Here is a 17,646-nt window from a genome sequence, read left to right as displayed (position 1 = left end):
AGGTGTCTTTCAAGGATGACTATCTCTCTTAATCCAGGTTTGAAATCGGTGCGGACGATTATGAATTTTTGCGCTATAATAAATTAAAAAATAAAAAAAACAAGGAAATATCAGCTTATGGCAAATATACAGATGTATGTGCATGCAATCACTATAGATCCTGATACAAATACGCCCATTGTGATACTGAAAGAAGTCGACGGCGACAGGACGCTTCCCATATGGATAGGTCTTTTGGAGGCTACGGCTATCGCGACAGAGATGGAGAAGATAGAATTTTCAAGACCGATGACCCATGATCTTATTATAAATCTACTTAATGCAATCGGGGCAGAGGTCTTGAAAATCGAGGTGTCCGATCTAAAAGACAACACATATTTTGCCCTTATCACCCTTAAGTATGGAGAAAAAGAGGCAAAGGTGGATGCGAGACCGAGTGATGCGGTGGCTATCGCACTCAGGGCAGGTGCTCAGATATTTGTAAACGAATCGGTTATAAGACAAGTCAGGTCATTTGATGGGCAAGGATCACTGAAGAGATCTGCCGGCCAAAAGAGCTGGGATGAGATATTAAATGAGCTTGATCCAAAAGATTTTAAGTACAAGATGTAGCGGCGGTTTAATTTTGTAAGGCTCGTTCTCCTCGACCGCCTCGTGCATCGCGCCCGCGATTTTACGCATGACAGGGGTCATATAGGCCACCCTGTCAATGGTCCGGTTCAGTTGCTTTAGTTGGCTTCCGTCTATCTTGATTTCAATCATTACCTATTGACAACCTCCTGCGATAATGTCTCAATATAAATTATAAAGGCTTTGGAAACACGGTGAATCTCCCGGCCATAGGACGCTCTATCAAGAGCGGTTCGCGTGTGGGGGTGTGGGAGTCCCACCCAGAGCCTTTATGATTTTATAATCCATCTTTTAAGACCTTCCCCTTCTTTTTTATCATTTCAACATCGCTTTTTCTTGCAGGCCGCAGTGATGTGAGAAGATTTGTTTCGCCTGTCCCTGTCGTGTTTTTATTGCCTCATAATAAAGTTTTTTTATCTATCTTTAAGAAGACGAATGTATTTTCCACATCCTGGACGATCAGTTGCACCCTTGCAATGATATCAAGGGAGATGCTGATAGACACCCATCTCCATGTCTGGATGTTTAACCCTGTTTTTGCCAGCGTTTCGTCAGACATATAGACCGTCTGACTCTTGGCCCCTAGTGCCTGCATATATTCCTTATCCAGCACGGCCACTGGAAAGTTGCCCTTGATCTTACCGCCGAAAAATGCCATGAAATCAGGTCTCGTGAGCCCCCTTCGACCCATTTGTTCGCTACGGAATAGTCGTACTTGTCAAGGTTCGGAAACCACGCCCCCCTGCCTGGATTATAACTCCAGCCGACGTCCGATTGGCGAGCAACTTTCTTAAATTAGGTCAATTGGAACGAAAATGGTGTCTGTTTCTGTGGAAAATAACAGAACACTTCCTGTTAAGGTAAGGCTATGACCGCTATCCCACCATATCCTTGGTTGTAGTACGGCGCTATGCAAACCAATATGTAGAGGTCGTCATAAAGCGTAGTGTATACAGAATTTTCTTTCAAGCCATATAGTGCTTGCCTATAAGTTGCTCCCATAACCTCACACCACAATCCAGTCTTGTCAGATCAAATGATTAGCTTTTCCCCTGCCATGGCATAATAGTATGTTGCAAGCCAAGTAGATGAAGAAAGTTGACCGTATGCGCCGCTCTTGACTACACTCCAATCCACGGCCTGTGCGTTAACTGCAACAAGCAACAACATCGCCAATACAACTACGATTCTTTTCATAGTGTAACCTCCTCCCTCTTTTTCTTCTTCCTGAATCAGGTCAAGTGTAGCACTAAAAGTTTAGATTTGTATCCTTTGCAATATTGCAAACGTCTTAATCCCTTCTTAAATCAGGTCAATTGGTACAACTGTAGAACCGGGCCCCCTCCGGCGACTGGCACCTGGTCGTAATCCCTTCTTAAATCAGGTCAATTGGTACAGCGGAATATCTATATTATGCTGGCCGTGACTGGGTCGTAATCCCTTCTTAAATCAGGTCAATTGGTACTGGCAAAAACAGGAGAAGCGGAATACCTGTATCTGTCGTAATCCCTTCTTAAATCAGGTCAATTGGTACAAAATAAGAAAGGAAATAATAAGCAAGGAAATAAAGTCGTAATCCCTTCTTAAATCAGGTCAATTGGTACGAAGAAATCCCCGAAGAAGGTCGGGGGATGATCGTAAAGTCGTAATCCCTTCTTAAATCAGGTCAAAGGGTTGGCTTACAGGCCTGAAGTCGCCTCCTTTATATAAGATGAAGTCGCCTTGTTTGACCATATCGAGACTGAATCTCCCTGCATTCCGGGTGGAGGCGCCCCTTCCTATACCGTTTTTGCCCATTTCTTTTACCGCATAGATGATGTATGGCAGATAATCGTTGCCGCGGCCGAACAGAAGCAATGAAAAGGACATATCATCTCCCGGTTTAAAGGAGCGCTGGGTTGAATCAGGCGGTCTCAGTACATATGGAAGTGGGCGGTGGGGGGCATGATGGGTTGGCGGGCTTGATCCATGGCGGGCCTTGGCTTCAAAGATAAAGGCGTATGCGCAATTTTTAGACAACAGACATTCTGCGCAGCTTTTGAGTCGAAGGGCGCATGCAATGGCCTTCAAGGTATGGCCAAGGCCCCCGCGAATAGCCGAGCCTTTAAACTCAGGAAGTACTGCCTGGGACTCGAATAAGCAATGGAATTTATATACGCCGACGTGCATGGCAGGTCAGATCCCCCTCTCTCGAACTATCTGTTCAACTTATCAAACCATAATATTATTATAACAAAAATCGATTTTTAAAGACACCAAGGAAAGATTTGCGGATATCTTAAAGAAGGCTTGTGACCCGGATCCATTGTCCTTTTTCATATCTTTTATTTAGATCACAAAGAGCTTGAGATTTGCAATGTCATTAATTATGATGGGCAAAATTTAAGATCTGCGTCTGGTCAGAGGTCTAATTTATCCATACTTGTCCGTCGTTCAGCCGAGGCTGATTTATTTCTGGCCGAAGGGGTCTAATTTTGTTTTTTATCATTCGATCAGGATAATTTTTTATGAATGACGATAATAAGGTAAGGCCAGTTGTATTCTATTTTCCTCAATTCCATGCGATACCTGAGAATGACGAATGGTGGGGCAAGGGTTTCACGGACTGGGTCAATGTAAAAAAGGCAAGGCCCCAGTTTAAGGGTCACTATCAACCCAGGGTGCCGCTAGGCGGCCGTTATTATGATCAGTCCAAAAAAGATGTAATCGCATGGCAGATCGAACTTGCAAGATCTTACGGTCTCTATGGTTTCTGCCACTATCACTACTGGTTCGATGGAAAGCAGCTTTTGGAGACACCGACCAATATCTTTCTTGAGTCAAAAGAGCTTGATTTCAATTTTTGCCTTGCCTGGGCCAACGAGACATGGTCCCGCCGATGGGACGGCAGGGATCATCACATCCTCATTCAACAGACCCATATACCGGATAAGGACAGATGGCTCGCCCACTTCAGATACCTCATAAGGGCGTGGTCCGATGAAAGGGCGATAAAAATAGACGGCAAGCCGGTGTTCCTGATCTACAGGGCGCATCGCATAGAAAATATCGGTGAGATGTTTGACTTCTGGAGGGAGATGGCGGCTAGAGAGGGCCTGAAGGGCTTATATTTTATTGCCATCAAACAGTATGAGTTCCCTGTGCCTGAGGTGTTGAAACATTTTGATGCCGTGGTCAACTTTCAGCCTTTTGAGGCGGTCTATTCGCCCGATTTCCCTGATAAGAAGATCATGCAGACCGGACTTGTACAGCGTTTCCGCATACTGCCTGAAAAGCTCTTGGATATATTGAGATCGATAAGATATTTCTTGTTCCGTTCGCTTACTTTTTATGATTATGAAACGGTCTGGAGGCATATCCTGCAAGAGGATTTTATAGAATGTGGGCTTCCTGTCATTTCAGGTGCATTCGTGGATTGGGACAATACGCCCAGATACGGGAAAAGGGCTAGGATATTTCTGGGGGCATCGCCCGAACGCTTTGAGTTTTATTTTAAAAGACTTGTCGAAAGGGTTGCAAAGAGGCCTGTGCAGGAGCGTTTTATCTTTATAAACGCATGGAACGAATGGGCGGAAGGGGCCTATCTAGAGCCTGACGAGAGATATGGATATGGATATCTCAAAGCTGTGAAGAGGTGTCTTGGATAGGCCTGGCCGCCATCTTGGCGTCGGAGGGCTTACCCGCCGCGGTGTATGGATAGCCGTTGACCTGGGCGGAGGGGTTTTTTGTTTGAGATCCCATTCCATCTGCACAGTTCATTGACGGTTATCTTGTATTCCCGTGCTATACTGCTCAATGTATCTCCTTTTTTGACCTTATGTGTAGCCACGGCATGGATACTGTGTCCATGCCGTGGCCTGTTGTTTTCTATCCTGGCCCTTTCAATTCGTTTTTTTGCCTTGGCTTTAGGGCTGCTGTCTACTACAGGCGGCAACCACCTTGAAACGGCCTCCTTGAGGCCTTCGACCGCACCGTTCGGCACTGTAAAATTATAAGTACCCCTTGGTATAACATTGCCGATTATCCATGGGTTCAGTTTCAAAAACCATCTATACGATACACCTGCTCCATGTGCCAAGACAGAGACGGGTATGGGGCCCTTCTGGATTGTTACGGAGGCTGTGTCCGTGCACTCCGGTTCATAAAGGCGGATGCCCTTTGTATCTATACCATAGGCTGACGGGTTTTCCATGATAAGTTTCGCTGCAATAGCGCGGAATACATAACGTTCGGTTTCTCTCGGCAGTTTAAGGCCGTAAAAATCCCTTTCGCCTTGCTCCTCCATAGCCTTTAATATCCTGTTTGGGCCGGCGTTGTAAGCCGCCAATGCAAGGGACCATGAACCGAGGGATGCCTTGAGTTCTGAAAGGTGAGTAAGCGCGGCCTGTGTAGCAAGCTCCCAATGACGTCTTTCGTCTATGCAGTCCGTCTTTTTCAGGTTGCACGATTCACCAGTGGCTTCCATGAACTGCCACGGCCCGGTCGCTCCTGCGGGGCTTACTGCATCAGCCCTGAGATTGCTTTCTATTAGGGCTACGTATTTCAGGTCTTCAGGTAGGCCCATCCGCCTTGTCATGCGCTCTATCATCGGAAAATACCTCGGGCTTCGTTTGAACCAAAGCACGGCGTCGATCTGTTGTCCAAGTATGACTACAAGTTCGGTATCAAGGCGTTCCAATACATCTTCCTTGTTGAGCGGTACAGTCTCTCCGCAGAATTCAACCTTAGCTGGGATATATAAATGGAGGAGTCCTGAGATAGGGGATGTATCAGGATTGGTCGATGCTTGAACAGGTTTGATTAGCAAAGAGATTAAAAAGAGGGTGAGGCAATATGTAAAAATGAAGGAGATGACGTTGGGCCGCCACATATGTGATCTTTCCTATTTTTTTAAAAGATTAAAAATTATCTATTTTTACGTTCAAATTATTTTATCAACAAAAAATAATAGTGAAAAGTAGTTAAACCTTCGAATAAAAAATTATCTTGACAAGATACTATATATTGTGGTTTTAATAAATATTAAATACAATATTTTGAAAATAAAAGGGGGTAAATATCATGGCGACTGCCAGATCGGTGGCGTTGGGTACAGAAAGGCCTCTTATCAGGCCGGTTACAAAAGAACGGACCGCTCCTCCTGCAGCAACAGCAAAAGAAGATGAATCTACAGACAAGGCCCTCTTTGTCAGGACTTCCGATGAGAGACTTAAGGGCTGGGAGAGGTCGAGGATCGTCGATGCGCTGATTCGAGAGACGCTCATAGACAGAGATACGGCGGAAAGAATAAGCCTTGAAGTCGAAGGGTTCATCCGTTCATCTAGGATAAAGACCGTTACGGCGCCTCTTATCCGGGAGCTTGTGAATGCAAGGCTCCTTGAACACGGGCTGGAGGACCAGAGGCGTATGCATATGCGCCTCGGACTCCCGCTTTATGATGTCGAAAGGCTCATTCTTCTTCCTAACAAGGAAAACGCGAACATCCCCCATGGCCCAGAGGCTACCAATCTCACCTTGGCCGAGGGAATAAAAAAAGAATACGCCCTTTTGCGCGTATTCAGCGATCCTGTAGCCGAGGCCCACTTGAAAGGCGATATCCATCTCCACGATCTTGGCTTTATCGACAGGCCTTATTGTTCCGGCCAGTCTCTGGCCTATATCCAGAGATTCGGTCTGAATCTTCCCAATTCCCTTGCAAACGCCGCACCTGCAAGACATCCAGAGGTTCTTCTTGCGCATATGGTGAAGTTTTCAGCCGCCCTTCAGTGTCACTTTGCAGGCGCCATAGGCTGGGATGCAGTGAATCTCTTCTTTGCCCCTTATATCGAAGGCCTTTCTGACCGCGAGGTAGAGCAGCTCGCCCAGATGCTCGTATTTGAATATTCACAACAGGCCGTAGCCAGGGGCGGGCAGGCGATCTTTTCCGACATAAACATCTATTGGGAGGTACCGAAGCATTTTGAGACCGTGCCGGCCATCGGTCCAGGGGGGGAATATACAGGAAAGACCTATGGTTATTATGGGCCTGAAGCGAGGCGGTTCGCCTGGGCGCTATTCGATGTCTATAAAAAAGGCGATGCACAGGGGAGGCCCTTTTTCTTTCCAAAACCGCTTGTCCATATTACAGAAAAGTTTTTCAGGACGGAAGGTTTCGCCGATTTTCTGACTCATATATGTGAGGTGGCGGGCCTCAAGGGAAACACTTACTTTGTCTTTGATAGGGGCGAGACCGCCAAGATATCGGAGTGTTGCCGATTATCTTTTAAACTTGAAAAGACCGACCTTGAAGATGCGAAGGAACCTTGGCGCATGCGCTACTGTGCGCTTCAAAACGTAACCATAAATCTCGGACGGCTCGGCCTCGAAGCAGAAAGCGACGACGCGCGTCTCTTCAAACTCCTCACCGAACGCATAGGCCTTGCGGTCCAGGCGCACAAGGAGAAAAGGGCCTTCATCGAAAGACTGCTTTCCTATGGAGACAAGGGTCCATTGGGGCTTTTGAACATGGATCTTGATGGAGAGCCGTATCTGAGATTGAGGCGCGCCACTTATCTCATAGGCATGACCGGATTGAATGAGCTGGTTCTTGCGCACAAGGGAGAGGCCCTTCATGAATCGGATGCGGCCATGAGGTTCGGTCTTAAGGTGATAGCACATATGAATCTTGTGGCGAAACGGTTTTCAGGGCGCGAAGAGATGCGCTTTGTGCTCGAGCAGACCCCTGCAGAGAGCACTGCTTATCGTTTTGCCCGCCTTGATCTGGACGCCTTTCCCATTCGGGCTAAGAATGTGATAAGAGGGAACATCGATACTGGAGAGGTATATTATACGAACTCAACCCTGTTCGATGTGGGCGCCGATGTGAATCCATTTGATAGGGTGAGACTCGAAGGTCTTTTTCATCCGCTGATAGAGGCAGGTTCACTTACGCATATCTGGCTTGGGGACCATCGGCCCGATCCCGGGGCGCTTTCAGAGTTTGTGACCAAGATATTTCATCATACCCTCAATGATCAGGTGGCGTTTTCGCCTGAATTTACGATCTGCAATATATGCGGCAGGGTTGAGCGAGGTCTTCAAAAGATGTGTACCTTCTGTAAATCTGAAAATGTCGACTTTATTACTAGGATAACTGGGTATTTCACAAGGGTATCAGCATGGAATAAGGGCAAAAAAGGCGAGCTCAAGGATCGCTATAGAAGCTGCATAGGTACGCCTGACGTCGGTAACAACGGCTCACCGGCATTGGGTGTTAGGTTGTAAGAGGAGGACGTATGATACTTTTCACCAGTCGCAGATGCGGTAGATGCAGGGAGATAGAAGATGTATTCAATCTTGGCGCCATTGGCATAGAAAACGTTGTGCTTACCGATGACAATGCGGAAGGTCTTGCCGAGTTGGCGTGGCTCGGCCTTATTGAGAAGGCTAGGGCCTCCCTCCCGATCCTTGTCGACGACAATGGCTTAGTATGCCTGGATCTTGGCGATATAATAAACAATATATCACGTCGCGCCAGGGATGTTCTGACTGCAAGGTTGTTGAGCGGCCAGGGAGGCGGAGACGCGGCGGGGTCTGGGAACACCAGAGGCGGGTTCTGCGAAGACGGTCTTTGCATCTTTCCTTGAGAGATTTCATTCAATGGAACCAAAGGTTGAGATAAAAGGCGTTATCGACGCCTCTTTCGTGGACTGGCCGACAACCTCGGCCAGAGGCAGGCTCTGTGCGGTTGTGTTCTTGGGCGGATGCAATTTTAGGTGCCCATTTTGTCACAACGGCGCGCTTGTCCTGAATCATCGTGACATGCCGTCTATGTCATTCGATTCGGTCCTTTCAAGGCTCGAGAGGCTTAAACCTTGGGTGGAGGCCATATGTGTTACGGGCGGCGAGCCCACTACAAACAAAGGGCTCGATCGGTTTTTACGGGCGCTCAAGGCATCGGGTTTCAGCATCAAGCTCGATACCAATGGATATCTGCCAGAGATCTTAGGGAGAATCATCGAGGAAGGCCTTGTTGATTATGTCGCTATGGATGTAAAGACAATACTGCGCGCAGGACCTTATTCCAACTGCACAGGCGTTTTTGTAGATATCGGCCGGATAAAAGACTCGATAGGGATCTTGAAAGAGTCGACCATTTTTCATGAGTTCAGGATGACGGTCCTGCCGAGATTCCATTCATCGGACCTGGTTCATGAATGGGCGGCTGATCTGTACTTGGGTGTCGGCAGCGTCAGAAAGGGTTTTTTGAGACTGCAAAGATTTTCGCCTGGAGACACCCTCGATCCTGCGTTTCGAAACGAAACGCCTTTTACTGAGGAAGAATTTGCAGACCTTGTCTCCCTTATATCTAGCCAAGCGCCCCCACCCTCAGACCGCGGACGATCTTTCTCATGCGTTCACTCCTGTGGATGAGATCGGCTATATCGCTGAGTCGGTCTTGTTTGAAGAGTTGAAGGGTCTTACAGCGGGCGAGGAGCGGTTCAATGTAATCGCCTTCGAGGCCGTTTTTTTTGAGCGCTATAACCAGTGATTCGCCAGCAAGGAAACCTTTGTCTGATAGGATGTCCGAAACAGCCTCTTTGCCTTTTAAATTTATCAGCCAGACGATGGCTGCTATTATAAATGGGCTCTCCCCGATAAGGGCTATGTTCGCCTCTTTTATTGCATAGCCGTTCCCGTTGAATGAGATGGCGACACCTCCACCTTGTTTTACGATCTTGAGTACCTGGACGTCGGTGATACTGTCCCCAATATAGATGACATCGCTTAATCCGAGGCCGGTCTTTTTGAGACTGTCTTCGACGGCCTTCGCCTTTTCATTTCCGCCGACAGGGTTTACGCCGGCGAAGGCCTGTCCGATCTTCATGGCTGGTATCTCTTGCCAAAAGATGGCGTCGAGCCTTTTGAGCGTCAAAACCTTCTCTTCATCGATGATCTCCTCCCCGCCGGGCATCTTTTTGTGCCATGAGAGCAACGGCATATCTGTTATCTCGCCAGCAATATCTTTGATGCGGTTTACCTCATACGTCTCGGGCTTAAATCCATTCATGTTTATATCGGTGCAGTAAATCCGTTCGAGTGGGAAATCCACAGTCTTCGCCAAGGCCTTGAGATAGGGCCTGTAGCTCGTGCTGATTATAAAAGTAGGGCCGATGGTGGTGAGTCTCTGGAGCATGGGCCCGGCATCAGGCAGCAACGATAATGATTTTTGCGAAAATTCTTCGATCATCCTGTTTGTAGCGCCGTAAGCCTTTAGAAATGGCAGTATAAGTCTGAGTGTATCACCAGCCTTGTAGCCGGGCCTTTTTTCAACGTCTGCAAGGTAGTCGTCATATCTGCTGATCCTTGCAAAAAACTCCCCGCCTTTTGGAATGAACTCCTCACAGAGTTCAAAGGCGTTGTCATTTTGGGTTATCGGTCCTTCGCAGTCTATGTTGATCTGGATCATGTTTTTAACTCACTATTTTTAGTTAAACCGGGATATTGTTTTCGATTATGAGCTTGTCGGCGAATTCAAGTATGAAAGACCGCTGTTCTTTTGTGGCAAAGGCTACGCAGTTGCAACGGATCTTCTTGCGGCTCCTTACGAGCATCTCGAATTTGATCCACGATCCGCCGAGTTCGATGGCCGAACAAAATGGCATGCAATCTTTATGCTCGATCTGTATATTGTCCAGCAACCTTTCAGGGATATGAAACCAATAAAGACCGCCGAGCTCGGATGGTTCACAGGTAAGATTGAGGTATTCCCTGATTCTGTCAAGCTCCCCCTGCCTTAGTTCGTCCACCATGTATTGGCGCATTGATTATAACATCCTCCGCAGAAATTTTAATGAACCTTATCAGACAAAGTAGTAGTGTATAGTATAGTTCAGACCTTAAATTGATACAGCCATTAAATCCCATATCTGGTTCGGCGCCAAGGGCTTGTCTGGACCGGCAGTTGGCGCTAAAAAAGTTTTTATGTATATACCCTATATTACAGGTCTTGCATATCCGTTGGATATCTCAGAGGCGCTTTCCATGCTGGATGGAGAAGGTCCGGTGGTCCTTCTTGAGACAGGGCTCATGAGAGGGGATGAGCGGGCAAGCTATCTCTTCCGGATGCCATCCGAGATCATTACTGCAAATTCATTTGAAGACGTCGAAAGGCTCAACGTCCAGATTGAAGATGCCCTGTCCCAAGGCCGGTACCTAGCTGGTTGGTGGTGCTATGAATGGGGTTATGCCGTTGAGCCGAGGCTTAGGCCGCTCCTTGACAAAAAGAAGCCCGACTTTCCACTTGTGTGGCTGGGGGTCTTCGACGCCCCGTTTGTCTTCGATCACGGCCAAGGTGATGGTCCTTATCTACCCAAACCGACTTCAATCCCTGATTTTATGGTGGACAATTTGGAGATCGATCCGGGAAAGGATGTATATCTGTCTGCCATATCAAAGATCAAGGATCTGATTGCTGCCGGCCATACATATCAGGTGAATTATACCGTAAGGGTACGTTTTGGATTTAAGGGGGATCCAATAGGGCTGTATCTTGCGCTGAGGGCGAGACAGGCCGCTCCCTATTCGGCCTTTATAAGGTCTGGGAAGACCACCGTACTGTCGTTTTCCCCTGAATTGTTTCTAAGGCGAGATGGGGATGAAATCATGATGAGGCCCATGAAAGGTACGGCCAGGCGTGGAAGGAGCATACAAGAAGATGCAGAGATCGCCGTTTGGCTCAAGTCTGATGTAAAAAATCGGGCTGAAAACGTGATGATAGTTGATCTGATACGCAATGACTTGGGGAGGATCGCGAGGAGCGGTGGTGTTTATGTGAAAGACCTGTTTCGGGTTGAACGCTACGAGACCTTGCTTCAAATGACCTCTACCGTAAAGGCCCATGTCCCGCACAAGACACCATGGTCTGAGGTCTTTGCCGCCTTGTTTCCAAGCGGTTCTGTGACCGGCGCCCCCAAGCTCAGGACTATGGAGATCATCTCTGAGCTTGAAACCTCGCCGCGAGGGATATACACAGGGGCGATAGGCTTTATTTCGCCTAACGATAAGGCCGTCTTGAACGTGGCCATAAGATCAGTTGTGCTTGACGGTGAGGCCGGCGAGGTCGGAGTTGGGAGCGGAATAACCGCGGATTCAGATCCCGGGGCCGAATATGACGAATGTCTGCTCAAGTTCAGATTTTTGACCAGTTGTCTGAGACAAAAAGGGGAAAGTGATGCGCAGTTGCGGCAAGCGGCGCCCCTTGACTTTTCCCTCATTGAGACCATTAGGCTTGATGACGAGGGCTATGTCCTCCTTGAAAGGCACCTTGAAAGACTCTCGGCATCGGCCCATTATTTTTCATTTAGATGCGATGTCGCGGCTGTCAAAAAAGGGCTTCTTGACCTGGCAGAGGGTCTTAAAAAGGACACAGGGCCGTATAAGGTACGCCTGCTTCTTGAAAGATCGGGCAGCTTTTCCCTGGATTATTCCCCCATAGAGCCGGTCACAGGTCCTGTAAGGATTGTCCTGTCGAAAAGGCATGTAGATTCCATGGATCATTTCCTCTATCACAAGACCAACTTTCGGCCCCTATATGAAGAAGAACATGGAAAGGTTGTCCGTGATGGGTTTTTTGACTGTATCTTTACAAACGAACGCGGCGAGTTGACAGAAGGGTCTGTGACAAACATATTTGTTGAGACTGAAGAAGGGCTTTTCACCCCTCCAATTGAATCTGGGCTTTTGAATGGTGTATTAAGGGCAGAGCTCCTGGCCAAGGGCAGGGCGATAGAAAAGGTCTTGTATCCGCCTGATCTTATGACGGCCAAGGCTGTGTATGTCGGAAATTCCGTCAGGGGACTTATTCGTGCATCATTATAAGACAGAGCCCTCGCCAGGGGCGAGGGGGACTATCCTCGACCCCACCCCTATGGCATCTGCCTCCTTTTGAAATTCGGCCACGGTCCCTGTAAGGACGGGGAATGTGCTGTAGTGCATGGGTATGACGATCTCTGCCCTTATAAGTTTGGCGGCATGAGCTGCCTCTCTAGGCCCCATAACGTAGTGATCGCCTATGGGCAACATGGCGATCTTTGGGTGGTACAGCTCGCCGATCAAGGCCATATCGCCAAATAGGGCCGTGTCTCCTGCGTGATAGATAGTGGTTCCATCTTCAAATCTTATTACAAATCCTGCGGCAACGCCGCCGTATATGATCTCATTTCCGTTTTGAATGGATGAACTGTGGACTGCCTGGGTCATGGTGATCTTAAGGCCTTTGGTGGTGTATGTACCGCCTATATTCATGCCAGTTACGTTGGGAAGCCCTGATGCCAACAGATACTGCTGGACTTCGTGTACAGCTACCACCTCGGTGGATGGCGATCGGGCCAGAGATGGCACGTTCCCGATGTGATCGCCATGTGCATGGGTGATCAGTATCAGATCGGCCTGTATCTGCTTCGCATTAGCAGCCGTAGCCCTTGGGGCCGATGGGTTGTCGAGCCACGGGTCTATCCAGACGTTCAGCCCGTTTGGGCTGATGATCTTAAAGGCGGAATGTCCAAAAAAATCGATTTGCAGTACCATACAATCCTCCTAATTAAGAAGAGATTTTATGTATGTCTATAGCGTTCAGTTCGCAAAGCCTTTGAGGGCCGAAATCCAATTTTTTAAATATATATCCTTCAAGTATTTTTGTCTGCTTGTAAAGCCTGACTATCATTTCCTTCTTGCCAGGTGTTGTCCCGTAACGTTCGACCAGGTCTTCAAATCTCTCAGAGAGCAAAACGATAGATGTATGGCACACCCTTTTGTCTGCATAGTTTACTATGTGTGCCGGGGTAAGTACTGGCACGTCGTCCTTGAATACAGGTAGATCGATATGCACATGGCGGCGGACTATGCCTGAAATACTTGGATATCCGAGGCCAAAGAGGAGTCTGGCGCCGCTCTCTGCATGGTCTTCTCCTTTCCTAATAGCGTCAATCTTTGCGATGTCATGCAGCAAGGCCCCTGCCTCGACTTCCTTTACATCTATCTTATGGCCTACACATTTAAGGTTCAGCGCCAGAAAGACCCCTGCCTGGGCAACCCTCAGACTGTGTTCAATGACATGATCTGGTACGCCATGCTTCTTTAAAAGATCCAGGCAGGTATCATGATCTGGCGTCTGGATAAATTCGTTCATTTTTGTTATTCTTAAATCCCAATATCAAAATTTTATTTTGTTATTAAGTTATCTCAATCGTTGTTTTTACGGAAGTCCCGATTCATTTAAATCAAAAATCGAGAATAAAATAATTAAAAATAGCAAAAGAAAAAGAAAAAGAAAGAAATATCAAAATTAAAAGATGTTAAAAAATTGTTAAAAACTTTTATGGCTTATAACTACTTAAAATGATTATTTTTTATTTTAAAAAAACCTCTTTTGTTTTTCAGATGTTATAAAATTCTTTTTTAAAAATACTTAAATATCAAATAGATAATAATATGTTCATAACTTTTTTATTGTCTTTGGCAAGATGCTTTTAATCTGCTTTGACAGGTTATTGCAACGCGGTTATGAATTGCCATAAATTAAAAATATCCGAGGTAGAGGTTGGTTATGGAAGATATATGGAATCCGCTCAAAGAGGTAATTCGTTCCAAAATGTCCAACAGCAGTTACAGGGTATGGATTGAGCCCCTTTCCTGCAAAGGTCTGGAGGACGATACCCTGATCCTTGAGTGCCCAAACCGATTCTTCGCCTCTTGGGTGCAGGAGCACTATCTGCCGCTTTTAAAAGATGATCTGGTCATTAAGGGCAAGCGGATCAAGATAAGGTTGGTTTATGAGAAAAAGGGGGTTGATTTGTCGAGGAATCAGCTTTATCTTCCCAAATTCGCCCCTGATGAGCTCCCTAAGCCCCGCTTTTCTGAGAGATTTACGTTCGATGAGTTTATTGTTGGGGAATCCAATCAGTATGCCTTTAATGCCTGCTGGGAGGCTGCGCACGAAGAGATGACCGGTCCTAGGATTGTCTATCTCCATTCCAGGGCCGGACTCGGCAAGAGCCATCTCGCGCAGGCTACAGGGCGGGTTCTTCTTGAAAGGAGGCCTGAGGCAAGGCTTTGTTATATATCCGCTAATGAGTTTACAAGCCAGGTTGTAAGGGCAGTAAAAGACGGGAATATAGACGTCGTTAAGCGCAGATATAGAGATGCGTGCGATGCATTGCTTTTTGAAGAAGTGCATTCGCTTGCAGGCAGGGAGCGTACGCAGGCAGAGCTTGCATTGGCTATCGATACCATGGCAGATTCTGGAAAGACGGTGATATTCACAGGCAACCAGCCCCCGGGACAGATCGCTAAGCTGAACGAACACCTGAGTTCCAGGCTCAGCGCTGGCCTTATCGTCTCTATCAATCCGCCCGATCGCGCCACCCGTAGAAAGATATTGGACAGGAAGGCCAAGAGGCAGGGGCTTGCGCTAAGTGACGAGGTCTTGGACTTTCTGGCGGACAGATTGAGAGGCGATATAAGACGTATAGAGGGGGCTGTGGTTGGTTTGGTGGCCAGGGCGTCATTTGCGAGGGCGCCTGTCGATTTGGATACGGCCATGCTGGTCGTAGAAAATCTTGCCGGAGAGCCTGCATCCATAGACATCGGCATGATCAAAGACCTCGTATGTAGACACTATAAGGTCACTCAGGAGGATATAAGGTCTAGGGTCAGGAAGCGTGCGGTCGCATGGCCTAGACAGGTGGCCATGTACCTCTCCAGACAATTTACTGATTGCCCCCTTGAGGTAATCGGCAGGGAGTTCAATCGTGATCATGCGACAGTCCTCCATTCGGTGAAACAGATAGCAAAATCCATAAACGAATCGGCTAAGTTGAGGGGCGAGGTGGATTATCTGATAAGCCAGATGGAGAAATACCGCTGGCAGGGTTGATGTGCATAGAGGCATTGTAAGGGAATTGTCCAGGTTGATCGGGTCTGAAAACGTCCTCTCTGACAGGGCCGAACTCCTGTGTTATTCTTATGATGCAAGCGGTCTCGAATCATTGCCTGATGTGGTTGTCCTCCCGACATCGACTGAAGATGTGACTAAAGTCATGGCCTTTTCATATGAAAAGGCCATTCCGATCTTTCCAAGAGGGGCTGGCACCGGCGTTACAGGGGCGTCGCTTCCAAGCGGTGGAGGGATAGTGCTTTCCATGACGCGTATGAATCGCATCCTTTCGATCAATCGTCCTGATCTCATGGCCGAGGTGGAGCCAGGTGTGGTTACCGGTGAGTTTCAGGATAAGGTCGCATCAATGGGGCTCTTCTATCCGCCAGACCCTGCAAGTCTTCGTTTTTGTACTATAGGGGGTAATATAGCGACTGGTGCTGGCGGTCCTAGGGCCGTAAAATATGGCGTCACCAGGGATTACGTGATGGGGCTCGAGATCGTGCTCCCAGGTGGGGATCTTACAAGGGTCGGGGTCAGGACCGCCAAAGGCGTGGTAGGTTATGATCTTACAAGGCTCATGGTAGGCTCTGAGGGGACGCTCGGCGTCATCACAAAGGCGATATTAAGGCTTATCCCAGCCCCTGAGGCCGTTGGTACGCTTATAGCCTTTTTTGAGGGCGCGGGGGATGCGGCCGATGCAGTAACAGGGCTCTTTGGTCGTGGGATACTTCCCAGATGCGCCGAACTTCTTGATAGTCTATCTCTAGATTGCATTAGAGACAATCCGGGTCTTGCAGCACCCGACCGTGCCAAGGCGATGCTGCTTGTAGAGGTGGACGGCCCCGAGAGCCAAGTCGCAGAGCAGTTAGCCATTGTCACAAGGGTGTTTACAGACAGCGGTGCCATTGAAGTCCGTGCCGCACGTAACAATGACGAGGTCGAGGCATTTTGGGATATTAGACGCTCTCTATCGCCGGCTATAAAAAGGCTGGGGTTTCCCCACAAGATCAATGAGGACATCTGCGTGCCTAGGCATGCCCTGCCTGAGATGATCGGCAGGATTGCGGATATTTCAATGGAGACCGGGCTTACGATCCTTACATTCGGGCATGCAGGTGACGGCAACCTCCACGTGAACATCCTTTTGGATAAGGGAGAGGGGTTCCAAAATGAGAGGGCGGAGGTCGCGGTAAAGGAGATATTTGAGGCAACCATTGCGTTCGGAGGTACTATCTCCGGCGAACATGGGATAGGGCTTACAAAAAAGGCTTATGTCGGCATAGAGCTTGACAAGAGGTCTCTTGAGATAATGCGGGCGATAAAGACGGTGTTTGATCCTGAAGGGTTGTTGAACCCTGCAAAGATGTTCCCCGAGGCCTGAAGTTTTGAGCGTTTCAGCCATAATAGTCGCAGCTGGTCGCGGGGTGCGATTTGGCATGGGTAGCGAGCCCAAACAGTTCATGCAGCTCGGCGGACGGCCCATTCTAGCATGGAGTGTTGCGGCCATGGCGCATTCGTCTATTATAGACGAAATAGTTGTGGTCTCGGACTATGCCCATGAAGAAAAGGCACACAATATCGCTGTTTCCTGTGCCGATGGCAAACCAGTAAAGGTTGTTCGGGGTGGTGCAATCAGGCAAGAGTCTGTGATGGCCGGCCTTTCGGCTGTGGATGACGGGATAAAATGGGTAGCTGTTCATGATGCGGCAAGGCCGCTTTTAACAACAGCACTGCTTGAAGGGGTGTATCTACTAGCAAGGGAGGTCGGGGCCGCAATCCCTGTACTCCCCATAAATGACACCATAAAGGAGGCCGACGACAACAGGTTTATTTTGAGGACCATAGATCGTTCAAGATTGTATCTTGCCCAGACCCCGCAGATCTGCAAGAGGCTTGATCTTGCCAGGGCGTTTGAAGAGGCCCAGATGTTAAATTTAAAGGCGACCGACGAGGCGTCGCTCCTTGAATTTATCGGTATAAGTGTTGGCATGGCAGAAGGGAGCGCTCTGAATATTAAGATAACGTTTCCCGATGACCTTCGTCTCGCCGAGGCGATCATAGCTGCCTGGGGAACGTCTTGGATGCGGGGGTGATACGTT

Annotated in this window: 17 protein-coding genes and 1 CRISPR repeat array; of the genes, 9 read left to right on the top strand and 8 right to left on the bottom strand. The window is 48.1% G+C overall.

Going from position 1 to position 17,646, the window contains the following annotated elements:
* Positions 1-117 precede the first annotated feature (117 nt).
* Entirely contained in the window at positions 118-612 is a 495-nt protein-coding gene (locus tag LGS26_RS08270; protein ID WP_237888407.1) for a bifunctional nuclease family protein, read from the top strand.
* Here the strand turns inward: LGS26_RS08270 and LGS26_RS08265 are convergent.
* From LGS26_RS08265 to LGS26_RS08255, 3 genes are all read right to left on the bottom strand, one after another.
* On the bottom strand, positions 571-762 hold the full coding sequence (locus LGS26_RS08265) for a hypothetical protein (RefSeq protein WP_237888406.1): 192 nt from the start codon (positions 760-762) through the stop codon (positions 571-573). The two genes, LGS26_RS08270 and LGS26_RS08265, sit on opposite strands and share 42 nt — an antisense overlap.
* A 265-nt stretch (positions 763-1,027) precedes the next feature.
* Positions 1,028-1,321 (bottom strand): hypothetical protein, encoded by a 294-nt coding sequence (locus LGS26_RS08260; RefSeq protein WP_237888405.1) that lies wholly within the window; start codon positions 1,319-1,321, stop codon positions 1,028-1,030.
* 341 nt (positions 1,322-1,662) lie between these two features.
* Entirely contained in the window at positions 1,663-1,827 is a 165-nt protein-coding gene (locus LGS26_RS08255) for a hypothetical protein (protein WP_237888404.1), read from the bottom strand.
* 91 nt (positions 1,828-1,918) lie between these two features.
* Positions 1,919-2,307: a CRISPR direct-repeat array (repeat unit 35 nt; unit sequence GTCGTAATCCCTTCTTAAATCAGGTCAATTGGTAC).
* Between the two features lie 830 nt (positions 2,308-3,137).
* On the opposite strand from LGS26_RS08255, the gene LGS26_RS08250 reads away from it, so the two are divergent.
* A complete protein-coding gene (locus LGS26_RS08250; protein WP_237888403.1) occupies positions 3,138-4,277 on the top strand; it encodes a glycosyltransferase WbsX family protein in 1,140 nt (379 codons plus the stop codon).
* A gap of 29 nt (positions 4,278-4,306) precedes the next feature.
* Here the strand turns inward: LGS26_RS08250 and LGS26_RS08245 are convergent, their stop codons facing one another.
* Positions 4,307-5,500 (bottom strand): lytic transglycosylase domain-containing protein, encoded by a 1,194-nt coding sequence (locus LGS26_RS08245; RefSeq protein ID WP_237888402.1) that lies wholly within the window; start codon positions 5,498-5,500, stop codon positions 4,307-4,309.
* A 191-nt stretch (positions 5,501-5,691) separates the two neighbouring features.
* On the opposite strand from LGS26_RS08245, the gene nrdD reads away from it, so the two are divergent.
* The 3 genes from nrdD to LGS26_RS08230 are packed head-to-tail and all read left to right on the top strand — an operon-like array spanning position 5,692 to position 9,042.
* Positions 5,692-7,893, top strand: a complete 2,202-nt coding sequence (nrdD, locus tag LGS26_RS08240) for an anaerobic ribonucleoside-triphosphate reductase (RefSeq protein ID WP_237888401.1) — start codon at positions 5,692-5,694, stop codon at positions 7,891-7,893.
* Between the two features lie 11 nt (positions 7,894-7,904).
* Entirely contained in the window at positions 7,905-8,255 is a 351-nt protein-coding gene (locus LGS26_RS08235; protein WP_237888400.1) for a hypothetical protein, read from the top strand.
* 13 nt (positions 8,256-8,268) lie between these two features.
* The gene (locus LGS26_RS08230) at positions 8,269-9,042 is read left to right on the top strand and encodes an anaerobic ribonucleoside-triphosphate reductase activating protein (RefSeq protein ID WP_237888399.1); all 774 of its coding nucleotides are present in this window, start codon (positions 8,269-8,271) and stop codon (positions 9,040-9,042) included.
* Here LGS26_RS08230 and LGS26_RS08225 read toward each other — a convergent pair.
* Both LGS26_RS08225 and LGS26_RS08220 read right to left on the bottom strand, forming a co-directional pair.
* The gene (locus tag LGS26_RS08225; RefSeq protein ID WP_237888398.1) at positions 8,978-10,078 is read right to left on the bottom strand and encodes a hypothetical protein; all 1,101 of its coding nucleotides are present in this window, start codon (positions 10,076-10,078) and stop codon (positions 8,978-8,980) included. The two genes, LGS26_RS08230 and LGS26_RS08225, sit on opposite strands and share 65 nt — an antisense overlap.
* 22 nt (positions 10,079-10,100) lie before the next feature.
* Positions 10,101-10,433 (bottom strand): hypothetical protein, encoded by a 333-nt coding sequence (locus LGS26_RS08220; RefSeq protein ID WP_237888397.1) that lies wholly within the window; start codon positions 10,431-10,433, stop codon positions 10,101-10,103.
* A 160-nt stretch (positions 10,434-10,593) separates the two neighbouring features.
* On the opposite strand from LGS26_RS08220, the gene pabB reads away from it, so the two are divergent.
* On the top strand, positions 10,594-12,489 hold the full coding sequence (gene pabB, locus LGS26_RS08215) for an aminodeoxychorismate synthase component I (protein ID WP_237888396.1): 1,896 nt from the start codon (positions 10,594-10,596) through the stop codon (positions 12,487-12,489).
* On the opposite strand, the gene LGS26_RS08210 is transcribed toward pabB, so the two are convergent.
* Positions 12,484-13,197, bottom strand: coding sequence for a metal-dependent hydrolase (locus tag LGS26_RS08210; RefSeq protein WP_237888395.1), 714 nt, complete (start codon positions 13,195-13,197; stop codon positions 12,484-12,486). The genes pabB and LGS26_RS08210 overlap by 6 nt on opposite strands.
* A gap of 13 nt (positions 13,198-13,210) precedes the next feature.
* The gene (locus LGS26_RS08205; protein ID WP_237888394.1) at positions 13,211-13,798 is read right to left on the bottom strand and encodes an HD domain-containing protein; all 588 of its coding nucleotides are present in this window, start codon (positions 13,796-13,798) and stop codon (positions 13,211-13,213) included.
* Between the two features lie 417 nt (positions 13,799-14,215).
* Between LGS26_RS08205 and dnaA the strand changes: the two genes are divergently transcribed.
* Genes dnaA through ispD form a run of 3 tightly spaced genes read left to right on the top strand, consistent with a single transcriptional unit; the run spans position 14,216 to position 17,640 of the window.
* On the top strand, positions 14,216-15,544 hold the full coding sequence (dnaA, locus tag LGS26_RS08200; protein WP_237888393.1) for a chromosomal replication initiator protein DnaA: 1,329 nt from the start codon (positions 14,216-14,218) through the stop codon (positions 15,542-15,544).
* Between the two features lies 1 nt (position 15,545).
* Complete coding sequence (locus LGS26_RS08195; RefSeq protein WP_237888392.1) at positions 15,546-16,928, top strand: FAD-binding oxidoreductase; 1,383 nt, start codon at positions 15,546-15,548, stop codon at positions 16,926-16,928.
* Between the two features lie 55 nt (positions 16,929-16,983).
* Entirely contained in the window at positions 16,984-17,640 is a 657-nt protein-coding gene (gene ispD / locus LGS26_RS08190; RefSeq protein WP_237888391.1) for a 2-C-methyl-D-erythritol 4-phosphate cytidylyltransferase, read from the top strand.
* Positions 17,641-17,646 lie beyond the last annotated feature (6 nt).

Origin of the sequence: Dissulfurimicrobium hydrothermale (assembly GCF_022026155.1) — a bacterium.
Taxonomy (GTDB): Bacteria; Desulfobacterota; Dissulfuribacteria; order Dissulfuribacterales; family Sh68; genus Dissulfurimicrobium; species Dissulfurimicrobium hydrothermale.
The sequence above is the reverse complement of the archived record's forward strand: the minus strand, read 5'-3'. Positions and strand labels throughout refer to the sequence as shown.

Coding starts and splice junctions, on each gene's coding strand:
- LGS26_RS08235 (WP_237888400.1), top strand. CDS start 7,905: ATGATACTTTTCACCAGTCGCAGATGCGGTAGATGCAGGGAGATAGAA.
- LGS26_RS08205 (WP_237888394.1), bottom strand. CDS start 13,798: ATGAACGAATTTATCCAGACGCCAGATCATGATACCTGCCTGGATCTT.
- LGS26_RS08255 (WP_237888404.1), bottom strand. CDS start 1,827: ATGAAAAGAATCGTAGTTGTATTGGCGATGTTGTTGCTTGTTGCAGTT.
- LGS26_RS08225 (WP_237888398.1), bottom strand. CDS start 10,078: ATGATCCAGATCAACATAGACTGCGAAGGACCGATAACCCAAAATGAC.
- LGS26_RS08210 (WP_237888395.1), bottom strand. CDS start 13,197: ATGGTACTGCAAATCGATTTTTTTGGACATTCCGCCTTTAAGATCATC.
- ispD (WP_237888391.1), top strand. CDS start 16,984: ATGGGTAGCGAGCCCAAACAGTTCATGCAGCTCGGCGGACGGCCCATT.
- nrdD (WP_237888401.1), top strand. CDS start 5,692: ATGGCGACTGCCAGATCGGTGGCGTTGGGTACAGAAAGGCCTCTTATC.
- LGS26_RS08260 (WP_237888405.1), bottom strand. CDS start 1,321: ATGGGTCGAAGGGGGCTCACGAGACCTGATTTCATGGCATTTTTCGGC.
- LGS26_RS08265 (WP_237888406.1), bottom strand. CDS start 762: ATGATTGAAATCAAGATAGACGGAAGCCAACTAAAGCAACTGAACCGG.
- LGS26_RS08245 (WP_237888402.1), bottom strand. CDS start 5,500: ATGTGGCGGCCCAACGTCATCTCCTTCATTTTTACATATTGCCTCACC.
- LGS26_RS08250 (WP_237888403.1), top strand. CDS start 3,138: ATGAATGACGATAATAAGGTAAGGCCAGTTGTATTCTATTTTCCTCAA.
- LGS26_RS08270 (WP_237888407.1), top strand. CDS start 118: ATGGCAAATATACAGATGTATGTGCATGCAATCACTATAGATCCTGAT.
- LGS26_RS08230 (WP_237888399.1), top strand. CDS start 8,269: ATGGAACCAAAGGTTGAGATAAAAGGCGTTATCGACGCCTCTTTCGTG.
- LGS26_RS08220 (WP_237888397.1), bottom strand. CDS start 10,433: ATGCGCCAATACATGGTGGACGAACTAAGGCAGGGGGAGCTTGACAGA.
- pabB (WP_237888396.1), top strand. CDS start 10,594: ATGTATATACCCTATATTACAGGTCTTGCATATCCGTTGGATATCTCA.
- dnaA (WP_237888393.1), top strand. CDS start 14,216: ATGGAAGATATATGGAATCCGCTCAAAGAGGTAATTCGTTCCAAAATG.